The sequence below is a fragment of the Bacillus sp. LSHTCR4 genome, assembly GCF_057197025.1.
On the sequence record NZ_JBXUNO010000001.1, the window covers coordinates 985,403 to 997,906 of the forward strand.

Consider the following 12,504-nt stretch of genomic DNA (forward strand, 5'->3'; position numbering starts at 1 on the left):
AAGGCTTGTTGTTTTTGCGAAGAATGGAGTATAATTTTTGTGCGATGATACAAATAAGTATGTAAATATAAGGAGAATGTATGAATAAACAAATTGAAGTATTAATTGATAAATATGGGCTGACACATTTAAAAGAGGAACTTATTAATACTGTATTTCCTTGTGTGATAGTTGTGCCAAGGCAGGAGAGAACCGTTACGATAGGTAGTTCGAAAATGGGAGGAATTCCTGATTTGCCATTTGCATTTGAATATCCAACGCATAAAGGAAATCCGTTACAGTTTATTGCACAATTTAATTTAAAGGATTTACAAAGTATTGGTATGGAACACGACCTTCCTAAGACAGGGATGCTATATTTCTTTACTATTGAAAATTATTTTGAAGAAGACGTGAATCCAACTGAAGCAGGTCGTGTACTTTATTATGATGTTCCTGTAGAGCAATTACGAAGAGCAGATGAATTGCAACCGAATTATAACCAGTGTGCAACTACTTTTGAACTAACGTATAAATTGCCAGAGCTTTTCATTGAAGATGAGGCTGATTCAGATCGTTTCTTGCAATTACTTGAAGAACTAATCCCAGATAACTACGATAACCATCAAATGTTTGGAGAACCATTCTCTGTACAAAATGAGGTATTGTACGAGACTGGACAATATATGGACATAGATCCGCAGCAAATGACGCTTTTATTCCAAATTGATTCAGATACTAAAAATTGTAATATGATGTGGGGAGATTTAGGGATGCTTTATTTCTGTATAGGAAATGAAGACTTGAAAAATCGACATTTTGAAAATGCGTGTTGTGTATTACAAACTTGTTAATGAAAAGGGTTGTTCTTGTAAAAAGAACAACCCTTTTACAATGTTAAATATGCATAATCTCATATGACCTATACGAAAAAGTATTGTATACTCTGAAACTATACGATACTTTTTCGTATAGTTATAGAATGTAAGGAGTGACGAGATGGGAAAGACAAGTAAGTATGTGACAGCTGCCGCACTTTGTTCAACTATAGTAATGGGGGGCTTACACGCGTCATCTGTATCTTATGCAGCTACAAATCAAACTGTAGCGACATCGCAATCAGATACAAAGTTGTTAAATGATTTCAAAAAAGAATTAAAAAAACAGATTGATAATCGAGAAGAAAATATTACAATCACATATAAAACAAAAGATAGAAATGCTAGAAGTATTATGGATCAATTGTATGGCGAGTTTAATAAAATTGTAGATGCAGATGAGTATGTAAAATATAATGTAGCGTCTACTAGATATTCCATTAAAGGGTTACCAGGAAACTATACGTTTACACTGCAAGTGAAGTACCGTGAATCGAAAGAGCAAACACAATATGTGAAATCTCAGGCAAAAGCGATTATCGGCTCGATTGTAAAACCAGGGATGGATGAGCATGAGAAAGTAAAAGCTATTCATGATTACGTTGTAAAACATGTATCGTATGATACGTCTTATCAAGCATATACAGCATATGAAGCATTAGCGAATCGCTCTGCCGTTTGCCAAGGATATACGTTATTAACATATGAATTGCTAAAAGAAGCAGGTATCCAAAACCATATTGTAACAGGTACAGGAAATGGACAAGCTCACGCATGGAATTTAGTAAACATTGAAAACAAATGGTATCATCTTGATACAACATTCGATGATCCAGTACCAGATAAAGCTGGGCGCGTAACATATTCATATTTTAATATGTCTGACGAGCAATTAAGTAAAGACCACGATTGGGATCGTAGTAAATATCCAGCAGCAACTACAAGTTACTTTAACGAATTAACAAACAAAATAAAAGCGGGCAGTTTAAAAACTGCTGCGTATGAACAAATGTTAAAAGAAACAAATTTAAAATATTTGTCTGCACAATACGGGGCAGACAATTACAGTGAATTTAAGAAAAAGTTACAGCAACAGTTTGCAGCTAAACCAGAAAAAGTAGAAGTGCGATATAAGCAGTCTATGGATGGGACGATGCAAGATATAAAGAAAGTATTAAATGAAATAAATTGGCCAAAGGGTGCAAAGCGTGTGTCTTATCAAGTAGCGCCTTATAGTGCTATGGCGGGTTATTCGTTAGCTACAATTACGTTTACGTATTAATTGGTGAAAGAGAGCATCTGTAAAAGATGCTCTTTTTATGTTTTTTGATCACTTTAAAATATTAAGAATTATGTGATAAAATAAAAAGAGAGGATGTGAATGCTGAATGAACTTGTTCGAAAGTAATATATTTACATTGATATATACTTGTTTAGTAATCGGACTTATCGTTTTGTTTTTCATATCATTTACTTTGTTTATTAAAAGAGTATTACAAAGCAGTGCCGTAAAAAAACAACAGGTGATGCATATGAATCAGAAGCTAGATCGAATTATTGAATTGCTTGAAAAAGATAAGAAATAGCGATATATGAAAAGGAGAAGAGTATGGCTAATTATATAAAAGAATTACGTGAAAAAGTAGGGCATGACTGTGTTCTCATAAATTTTGCGGGTGGTTGTGTATTGAATGAATATGGAGAAATATTGCTGCAAAAAAGAGGCGATTTTAACGCTTGGGGATTTCCTGGAGGGGCAATGGAAATTGGAGAATCTGCCGCAGAAACTGCGATTCGAGAAATAAAAGAAGAGACAGGTTATGATGTAGAAATAAATGAGCTTATCGGTGTGTACACAAAATATTTTCAATCATATCCAAATGGAGACAGAGCCCAGTCCATTTTAATATTCTTTTCATGCTCAATTACCGGAGGAGAGAAAAAAATAGACGGTGATGAAACGTTGGATTTGAAGTTTTTCCCACTAAACAAAATGCCACCATTGTTTAATCAACAACATGAGGATTGTTTGCAGGACTTACTAGAGAAAAGAGTAGGAATGTATCGCTAACATATAAAAAGAAGCTAATGAGATTAGCTTCTTTTTATATGTTATTTATTTCCACCAATCATCAAACATTGAAGCTGGTACTTGTCTTTTATGTTCGCTTACTGTGTAACGTTTTTCAATTTTTTCTGCAACGTCAGCTGGAACTGCTTTACCTTCTAAATAGTCATCAAGTTGATCATACGTAATACCTAACTCTGTTTCATCAGCTTGACCTGGTTTTTCATCTAATAAATCAGCTGTTGGCATTTTTAAGTAAAGTCGCTCGTCTGCACCTAATTCTTGTAATAGAGCGCGTCCTTGGCGTTTCGTTAATCCTGTTAATGGTAATAGGTCTGCACCACCATCTCCGAATTTTGTAAAGAATCCTGTTACAGCTTCTGCAGCGTGATCTGTTCCAATCACAAGTAGCCCTTGTTGACCACCGATTGCGTACTGCGTAACCATACGGATACGTGCTTTCACGTTACCTTTATTGAAATCTGTTAATGATTCACCTAATAAGTTTTCGTATTGATTTGAGAAAGCATCAACTGTTGAAGCGATATCAAATGCAACAGATTGATCAGCTTGAATAAATTGTAATGCTAATTGCGCATCATCTTCGTCTTTTTGCACTTTATAAGGAAGGCGCACGGCGATAAACGTTGCGTTACCACCTTCATTACGAATTTCCTCCACTGCAAGCTGAGCTAAACGTCCAGCTAATGTAGAGTCTTGTCCGCCACTAATTCCAAGTACAAATCCTTTCGCACCTGTTTTTTTTACATAATCTTTTAAGAAATCAACACGTTTACGGATTTCTGCTTTCGGATCAATTACAGGTTGAACGTGTAATGCTTTCATAATCTGTTCTTGCAATGTCATTATGTTTTCCTCCTATTCATATTAAAGCGGTAAATAAGTTTATATGTATATTGGTACATACTTCTATCCTTTATTATTTCGCAAAATTAACGAATATACAATAGGATGTGTGTATGAATATGAATGTAGTCATTATAATGAAACTGCATCGTTTAAGCAATTTTTTTGAAACCTTTCAATAATGTAAGGTTTTTGTCATTTGAATCGATGGAAGGTATTTCCGTACTTTACTAATATAAGAACATAGTTAGTAGAAGGGCGGAGAAGTAATATGAATATTAGAGAACTCGCATATCGGAATGTGACGCGAAATAGACGAACATATTCAGCATATTTTTTAAGTAGTGCATTTGCTATTATGGCCTTTTTTGTGTATTCATTTTTTGCGTTTCATCCGGCATTAAGTGCTGGACAATTGGGCAAGTACGTGTTCGTAAGTATGTCTTTTGCACAGTCCATTATTTACTTATTTACATTTTTCTTTATTTTATATTCGATGGGAATGTTTTTAAAAACGAGAAAGCGTGAACTAGGAATTTTAATGATGTTAGGTATGACGAAATATCAATTAAAGCGTCTTATCTTTTTTGAAAATATTATGATTGGGATAGGGGCAATTATCTTTGGAATTGTAGCTGGAATGCTATTTTCAGGAATACTAATATTTGTAGCTCCGATGATATTAAAGTTAGATATTTCCTTAGCTTATTACATACCAATGAAAGCCATTGTTGTAACGAGTATTATGTTTTTCGTATTATTTATGATCATTTCATTGTTTAGTGCAGGAATGATTCGGAAGAATAAAATTATGAAATTGTTTAGAGGATCGGCAGAAGCGAAGCCGGAACCGAAAGCATCCATTATTTCTTCTATATTAGCAGTCATATTGCTTAGTGCGGGATATGCAGGAGCACTTATGTCACACGGTGCAATGGTATTTATCATGATGATTCCTGTTACAACGGTAGTCATTATTGGTACGTATTTGCTGTATAAGCAGTTGAGTGTCTTTATTATTAGACTGTGTAAAAAAAGTAAACGTTTCTATTGGACACAGACAAATATTATTACGTTGTCAGATTTAGCTTACCGTATGAGAGATAACGCAAGAATGTTCTTTATTGTAACCATCATTTCAACTGTAGCATTTTCAGCAATAGGTACATTAGTGGGCTTTACATCAATGACAAAGGCAATTATGGAGAGACCAATTGCGTTTCACTATCATTCTAAGCAAGAAAATAGTAATGAATCACAGCATTTGAAGATGATTGACGAAGGATTAAAGAAACATAGTATAGCAGCTTCAAAAACTAATATTTCGACGAAGAAAACAGAGGAGCGGTCGTTAAAAAGCGCCACCTTTATAAAGGAATCAGACTATAAGGAATATGCGAAGTTAACAGGAGAACCCTTTCATGCGGTATCAAAAAAAGAAGCTTTATTTTTGACAGTCGATATACCAGGACCACCGATGAAAGAAAGAAAAGAAATTGCTTTGCCACATTTGAATGAACCATTAAAAGTGAAAAAAGTTAATACTTCTTCATTAAGTAAAATAATAAGAGGTAACGTTTATGTAATCTCTAACAATCAGTATGATGCATTACAAGATGGATTTAAAGAGGAAAAAGATTATGTGTACAAAACAGAAGGGACGAAAGATGAAATTGAGGTTGGTAAAGAACTAACGCATCAGATGAAGCCTTATGAAGAACATACAACGTTTAGTGCAGAAGAGTACGAACAAAACCAAAGCTTACAAATTGCAGGACCAATTCTATTTGTAGGTTTCTTTATTGGTATTGTATTTTTCGTATGTGCAGGAAGCTTCCTTTATTTCCGTTTGTTTTCTGATTTGGAGGATGATGCTCGTTTGTTTGAAATGATTCGAAAAGTAGGCTTAACGAACGGAGAATTATCGAAAGTAGTTACAATCCGATTGGGACTTTTATTCTTCGTTCCAATATGTGTTGCAACATTACACGGGGCAGTAGCGTTAACTGCACTCGGACAGATGTTTGAGTACTCACTATTTAAAGAAAATGCGATTGTATTAAGTATTTTCATAGGAATTCAAGTTGTATATTTCTTACTGATTCGATCTCGTTATTTAAAACAATTGAAAGAGAGATTACGTATTCGTTAAATGTGTTTTTTTAACTTGAGTACAAAATTTTCTAAAAAGAGGCAGGTATTACCAAAAAGTGATAAAATGGTAAAAGCAAGGTGGAAAAATTAATAAAAGTAAGGGGGGAAGTAATATGAAAGCAACAGGAGTTATTCGAAAAGTAGACGAATTAGGACGAATTGTTATTCCTAAAGAATTACGTGATGTATTGGGAATACAAATCAAATCACCACTTGAAATTTTCGTAGAAGAAGATAAAGTCATTTTACAAAAATATCAACCTTACAATGCTTGTCAAATAACAGGTGATGTTTCAAATCAAAACATATCATTAGCAAATGGAAACATTACTGTTAGTATAGATGGAGCGAAATATTTAATAAAAGAAATAGAGAAGTTTTTAAAGAAGAGTGAGGCTTAGTCTTAATTTATATTATTTTAAAAATTTCATATCATTCTTTAAAAATTATAAAAGGACCAATTTAATGGTCCTTTTATTTTAGTTATTGGTTGTACCAATCGGGTTTTGGTGTCTAAAAATTACGAGATAAATAAAAAATTAGTATAAAAATCGTAAGCCTTATTGAGAAATATTTTTAAGGAAGGAAAACGAAACGAATAAAACGAATGTTACATGTAAGCATTTTCAAAAGTGGTCTGAAATGAAAATAATATATTTTCAGGAGGGATTACGATGAACAGTAGTACAGCGAATAAACAAAAAGGTATACAATTGATTCCTTTTACAGTAGATAAGGTAGTTGAACAAGTAAATGAAATTCCACCAGGTGTACAACTCATTCATGCTCCACAAGTATGGGAGAAGAGTGCAAAAGGAAAAGATATTGTTGTTGCCGTATTAGATACAGGGTGTGATATGAATCATATAGATTTAAAGGATCGTATTATCGGTGGAAGAAATTTCACGAAAGATTACGAAGGGGATCCAAATATATATCTTGATAATAACGGACACGGTACTCATGTAGCTGGGACAATTGCAGCGACTGAAAATGGTGTAGGTGTTTTAGGGGTCGCACCACTCGCTAAAATGTTAGTGTTAAAGGTTTTAGCAGGAGATGGTTCTGGAAGTTATGAGCAAATTATTGAGGCAATTCATTATGCTGTAAATTGGAGAGGACCTAATAAAGAAAGAGTTAGAGTCATTTCCATGTCACTTGGTGGCCCACAAGACGTTCCAGAATTACATGAGGCAATTCAAAATGCGGTAAAGCAAGATGTTCTCGTCGTATGTGCTGCTGGGAATAATGGAGATTGTAATGATAATACGGAGGAACTAGATTTCCCAGGTGCATACTCAGAAGTAATTGAAGTCGGTGCCGTCAATTTAGAGCGGAAAATCGCATGTTTTAGTAATTCAAATCAAGAAATTGATTTAGTGGCACCAGGCGATGGAATACTATCTACGTATCCTGAGGGGAAATATGCGGTATTAAGTGGAACTTCTATGGCCACACCGCATGTCGCTGGAGCGCTGGCATTGCTCATAAAGCAGTGTGAAAGGGAATATGGTAGAAAGTTATCAGAACCAGAAATATATGCACAACTTATTAAAAGAACTGTACCTTTAGGATATGAACGTACATCTGAAGGTAATGGTTTATTAGATTTATTAAAAGAATAGAAAATACTAAAAAACATTTCATATTCATATGAGATGTTTTTTAGTATGATTCTGTCGCATGTAACGGGCAATCTAGTCTTGCATTCTTTTTCAAGAAATGTTTGTCGCAGCTACATCTATTTGTTTTGAAGTAGAAGTTATGCATACATTAAAAATGAAAAGATTGATTTACTTACGGGACAATTCTATCCGGATTTTTTGTAAAGACATTCGTCAATTATTACGTATACGTTGTTCAGTAGTGATATCGAAAAAGTGTGCTTTCGTTAAACTAAAAGCTAATGGAAGTGTATCGTTAGTTTTAATCTCGGAACGAGCGTTAATTCGCGCAATAAAGTTTTGATTTGAAAGTTTTCCATGAATCATCGTTTCAGCACCTAATAATTCAGCAACTTCTACTGTAACTTCGACTGTGGATTCAGGAGAAGATTGAAGAACGATAGGTTCATCATGAATGTCTTCAGGACGAATACCGAGTATGATTTTTTGTCCATTATACCCTTTTTGCTTTAATGTTTTTAGTTGACCATCTGGTACTTTGAAGCGTATATCTTCCATGTGAAAATAGCTATCTTGTAATGTCCCAGTAAAGAAATTCATAGCTGGAGAACCAATGAATCCGCCAACAAATATGTTCTCAGGAGTATCATATACTTCTTTTGGAGTTCCAACTTGCTGGATGAGCCCATCCTTCATAACAACAAGGCGTGATGCCATTGTCATTGCCTCTGTTTGATCATGTGTCACATATATAGTGGTCGTATTTAAACGGCGGTGAAGTTTAGAAATTTCTGAACGCATACTTACGCGTAATTTTGCGTCTAAATTCGATAGAGGCTCGTCCATTAAAAATACTTTTGCATCCCGGACTATAGCTCTTCCTAGTGCAACCCGTTGGCGTTGTCCACCTGATAATGCCTTTGGTTTTCGTTGTAAGTAATCTTCTAGCCCTAAGATTTTTGCTGCCTCCGTTACCCGGCGATTAATTTCATCTTTTGAAAGTTTGCGTAGCTTTAAGCCAAACGCCATATTATCATAGACGGTCATATGCGGATAGAGTGCGTAATTTTGAAATACCATCGCAATGTTGCGATCTTTTGGAGCAACATCATTCATACGATCCCCATCAATATAAAACGAACCATCAGAAATGTCTTCTAGACCTGCAATCATACGTAGAGTTGTTGATTTTCCGCATCCAGAAGGACCGACAAATACAATAAACTCTTTATCTTTAATATGTAAATTAAAGTCAGAAACGGCAGTGATTTTATTATCATAAACTTTAAAAATATGATCTAATACAAGTTCGGCCATAAATATCCACTCCTTTTTTGTAATTGATAGAATTATAAGATTGTTAAAAGCGTAAGTAAATTGGCATTGTGCACAAAAGAATGAGGAGCTTTTATGCAAGTTTACAGATTTAAGATACGAGAAAGCTCCTGTAGAACTTAAGTTCATCTATAGATATGGGAAGAAAGTATTCTTTTCTCGTAGAAAAATAAGTTTATAGAGTTTCCCAGTCACACAAGAGACTATAAAATGATGATGATATAAGAGAAATGAATATTGTATCGTCTTTCACGAGATATCTAAAGAAAGAAACGCCATATAAACTGCTACTGCACCTTCAAAGGTTTTTATATTAATCCCTGTTTTTTCAATGAATTTATCAATTCGATACTGCAAAGTATTACGATGTAAATATAATTGTTTAGCTGCAAGAGAGACATTTAAGTTACACTGGAAGAATACTTTAACGCTATCTATTAGTTCTTTATCTTTTGAAATATTTTCCAATAATTGATTCGTGTATTTTTTCCTTTCTTCTTTTTGTAATGAAATCATTAATTGATAAGGGAGAAGTTGTTCAATGTATGTAATTTTTTTTGATAAATAGGGAGAAAGAACAGAAAATAATGTTCGTTCCCATTGATACAGGTAAGTAAATTCAGTTGTTTGCGAATAACGTCTTCCAACAAAGAAGGATAGGGATATAAAAAAATCTGTTTCTAGTGTATCTAAGGCTGTTTGCAATACAGATTCCGTTATGTTTTCTTCTAAGATGAGGACACCGGCTTGCGAAGTTTCCCATAACATTGTAGTAGTAAAAGAAAACATAGACTGTAAAGCATCTTGAAATTCTTCTCTTTCTACAATAGATTGTGTTGTGAAGAAGTGTAAAAAACGAACTGATCGTATAGGGATATTGTTATTTCTGTATAATGCTTCGTACCATGATTTTTCTTTTTCCGTTTTATAAAATGTATCAGTATGAATGGGTGTTAAGATGGATGAAAGCAATTGATGTTCCTTTTGATGTAATCGAATTTTTCGAATCCCGACTTTATTTCCTTCAACTAAAAACCAGCTATAATCTTCTGACAACACAGCTTCATTGATTTTTATATCCTCACCATAATATGTTTTTAATTGTTGAATCATAGGAACACTCTCTTTCCAAAATAATAGTAACAATATATTAAAGAAGTATAGATTCAGTGCATTTATCTTTAAATTTTTGCACTAGAATCTAGTTTGTTTTTGCTAGAATTTATAGCGTTTCTGTATTGTGAAGGAGATAGATTCATTTCTCGTTTAAATGATTGTGCAAAGAATGATTGGGAAGAAAAACCGGTAATGGTTGAAATATTAGAAATCGAATAGTTAGTAGTTTCTAACAAAATTTTACTTTCTCTAATACGAGTTTGAATTAAATATTCAATAGGCGATACACCGACGAATTTCCTAAAGGAATGGGATAGATAATATTTATTAATATGACTAATGCTTGCTAATGTATCTAGGCTGATATTTTCGTGAAAATGCTGCTTAATATAGTTTTTAATAAATTCAATATCTTTATTAATTTTTTGAGTAGATGTTTTCTCTACATTAAAAGATTTTTTTCGCATCATCTTAAGTAATAAAATTTCCAGAATATTTTGTATAATTAAGTCGTAATCTTCTTGATGGTTTTCCACTTCTTCGACCAATTGCTGAAGGTAGAAGAGGAAGTTTTTTTGATCCTGTTTATAGTTATGAATAGTGACAGGACTAGGATTTTCTATGGATGAAAAGGACAGGCCTTGAATACCAAGTGCAATATATTCGAGTGGATGATTTGTATCAGACTTTTCCGTGTGCTCGATATTTGGATTGACGATAATCAAATTGTGTTCTTGAACAGGGATTTCTTCTTTGTAAAAGATAAAAGTTCCTTTGCCCTTAGTAATATACAATAGCTCTGTAAAGTGATGAGCATGAATGGTACTATGCCAATCTTTATCGTATTTTGATTTTGTTATATAAAGAAGTTTTACTGGAAGATGGTTTCGTTGAAATTGTGGAATCTCATATACTTCATTGGACAAATGAATCCCTCCTTCTTAGACTTTTTATCTATTTTATAAAGATTTTAGTGGGATATTCAGTAAAAAGCAAGATATCTAAAAAACAGAACAAGATGTTTATTGTGAAAGCGTTATCTATTTTGTATTCTTTAATTATGAAAGGAAGATTAGGAGATGGGGGTAAGATAAAGATGAAAAAAAAGTTATTGTTGTCTGGAATGACAGCTTTGTTATCTTTTAGTTTAATAGCATGCCAAAGTAATACTACAAAGGTTGATAACTCAAACTCTAGTAAAAAACAAGTCCTTCATGTGGCAGCGCTTGAATCGGCTTATGGTAAAGAGATGTGGACTAAAGTGATTGACGCATATGAAGCTGCTAATCCAAAAGTTGATGTTAAATTAACGGTGGACAAAAATCTTGAGGATGTTATAGGCTCGAATATGAAAGCAGGAAACTATCCGGATGTTGTGTTGTTGGCGACCGGAAGAAAACAGGCACTGACAGAAACATTGATTAAAGATAAAGCTTTAGAAGACATTACTGATGTTTTAGATCGGAACGTTTTTGGTGAAGATGTTAAAGTGAAAGATAAGTTAATACCGGGGCTTACTGGTACATTGGCCACTAATCCTTATAACGATAACAAAACTTACATGGCGCCGATGTTCTATAGTCCAACTGGATTATTTTATAATGCCAGCTTATTAAAGGAAAAAGGTTGGGAAGTACCAAAAACTTGGGACGAAATGTGGACTTTGGGAGATAAAGCGAAAGCAGAAGGAATTTCATTATTTACTTATCCTACCACTGGTTATTTTGATACATTTTTCTATACTTTACTATTAGGGGTAGGGGGACCAGAGTTCTACAATAAAGCTATGAAATATGAAAATGGTATTTGGGAAACTCCTGAAGCAACAAAGATATTTGAAATTTTCGGAAAATTAGCAAAATATACAGAGCCAACAACTGTTGCGAATGCCAATGACAAAGATTATAAGAAAAATCAACAATTGATTCTTGATAACAAAGCATTGTTTATGCCAAATGGTACGTGGGTTGCTGGTGAAATGAAAGAAGCGCCTCGATCTAAAGGTTTTGAATGGGGCATGATGACTTTACCAAGTTTTGATGCTAGCAATGATCGTTATGCATTTACTTATTTTGAACAAATGTGGATCCCTTCTGCAGCTAAAAATAAACAAGCTGCTAAAGATTTCTTGACGTTTGTTTATTCTGATAAAGCCGTTGAAAAATTTGCAGAATCTAGTGCGATACAACCTATCAAAGGTATTTCTAGTAAACTGACAGATAGCAATAAATTGTTCTATGGTATCTATGATAATGGAGCGAAAGTAGGGACAGGTGGATTTGCCGCAACGAAAGCAGTTGAAGGAGTAAGCATGGCAGATACATTATTCAGAACGATAGACAGTGTTATCTCTGGTGATAAAAAAGTGGAAGATTGGCAGAAATCTGTTGAAAAAACGAGTGATCAATTACGGTCTGCATTAAAATAAATTAGTTTTTTAGTTTTTACTACGTACAATGGTGAGTCGCAAGTGTCACCATTG

General features: G+C 33.9%; 12 protein-coding genes. 8 read left to right on the top strand and 4 right to left on the bottom strand.

Going from position 1 to position 12,504, the window contains the following annotated elements:
- The first annotated feature begins 80 nt into the window (after positions 1-80).
- The 4 genes from AC2CGR_RS05030 (at position 81) to AC2CGR_RS05045 (ending at position 2,928) form a co-directional block, all read left to right on the top strand.
- Positions 81-833 carry a YwqG family protein gene (locus AC2CGR_RS05030; protein WP_131101949.1) on the top strand — a complete coding sequence of 251 codons (753 nt, stop codon included), beginning with the start codon at positions 81-83 and terminating at the stop codon, positions 831-833.
- Positions 834-978: 145 nt separating this feature from the next.
- Entirely contained in the window at positions 979-2,139 is a 1,161-nt protein-coding gene (locus AC2CGR_RS05035) for a transglutaminase domain-containing protein (RefSeq protein ID WP_087968168.1), read from the top strand.
- 106 nt (positions 2,140-2,245) lie between these two features.
- Positions 2,246-2,443, top strand: a complete 198-nt coding sequence (locus AC2CGR_RS05040) for a DUF4083 domain-containing protein (RefSeq protein ID WP_001048099.1) — start codon at positions 2,246-2,248, stop codon at positions 2,441-2,443.
- 23 nt (positions 2,444-2,466) lie between these two features.
- Entirely contained in the window at positions 2,467-2,928 is a 462-nt protein-coding gene (locus tag AC2CGR_RS05045; RefSeq protein ID WP_000024988.1) for an NUDIX hydrolase, read from the top strand.
- Positions 2,929-2,973: 45 nt separating this feature from the next.
- Here AC2CGR_RS05045 and nadE read toward each other — a convergent pair whose 3' ends face one another.
- Positions 2,974-3,792 carry an ammonia-dependent NAD(+) synthetase gene (gene nadE, locus AC2CGR_RS05050; protein ID WP_000174883.1) on the bottom strand — a complete coding sequence of 273 codons (819 nt, stop codon included), beginning with the start codon at positions 3,790-3,792 and terminating at the stop codon, positions 2,974-2,976.
- Positions 3,793-4,063: 271 nt separating this feature from the next.
- Here nadE and AC2CGR_RS05055 point away from each other — a divergent pair, with 271 nt between their 5' ends.
- From AC2CGR_RS05055 to AC2CGR_RS05065, 3 genes are all read left to right on the top strand, one after another.
- Positions 4,064-5,944, top strand: a complete 1,881-nt coding sequence (locus AC2CGR_RS05055; protein ID WP_484480594.1) for an ABC transporter permease — start codon at positions 4,064-4,066, stop codon at positions 5,942-5,944.
- A gap of 115 nt (positions 5,945-6,059) precedes the next feature.
- Positions 6,060-6,347, top strand: coding sequence for an AbrB/MazE/SpoVT family DNA-binding domain-containing protein (locus AC2CGR_RS05060; protein WP_029439400.1), 288 nt, complete (start codon positions 6,060-6,062; stop codon positions 6,345-6,347).
- Between the two features lie 273 nt (positions 6,348-6,620).
- The gene (locus AC2CGR_RS05065) at positions 6,621-7,571 is read left to right on the top strand and encodes a serine protease (protein WP_001089039.1); all 951 of its coding nucleotides are present in this window, start codon (positions 6,621-6,623) and stop codon (positions 7,569-7,571) included.
- Between the two features lie 213 nt (positions 7,572-7,784).
- Here AC2CGR_RS05065 and AC2CGR_RS05070 read toward each other — a convergent pair whose 3' ends face one another.
- From AC2CGR_RS05070 to AC2CGR_RS05080, 3 genes are all read right to left on the bottom strand, one after another.
- Entirely contained in the window at positions 7,785-8,888 is a 1,104-nt protein-coding gene (locus AC2CGR_RS05070) for an ABC transporter ATP-binding protein (protein ID WP_087964313.1), read from the bottom strand.
- A gap of 267 nt (positions 8,889-9,155) precedes the next feature.
- On the bottom strand, positions 9,156-10,019 hold the full coding sequence (locus AC2CGR_RS05075) for a PucR family transcriptional regulator (RefSeq protein ID WP_087964312.1): 864 nt from the start codon (positions 10,017-10,019) through the stop codon (positions 9,156-9,158).
- Between the two features lie 68 nt (positions 10,020-10,087).
- The gene (locus tag AC2CGR_RS05080; protein WP_074607210.1) at positions 10,088-10,948 is read right to left on the bottom strand and encodes an AraC family transcriptional regulator; all 861 of its coding nucleotides are present in this window, start codon (positions 10,946-10,948) and stop codon (positions 10,088-10,090) included.
- A 170-nt stretch (positions 10,949-11,118) separates the two neighbouring features.
- Here AC2CGR_RS05080 and AC2CGR_RS05085 point away from each other — a divergent pair, with 170 nt between their 5' ends.
- The gene (locus AC2CGR_RS05085) at positions 11,119-12,450 is read left to right on the top strand and encodes a carbohydrate ABC transporter substrate-binding protein (protein ID WP_087964322.1); all 1,332 of its coding nucleotides are present in this window, start codon (positions 11,119-11,121) and stop codon (positions 12,448-12,450) included.
- The last annotated feature ends 54 nt before the right edge of the window (positions 12,451-12,504 follow it).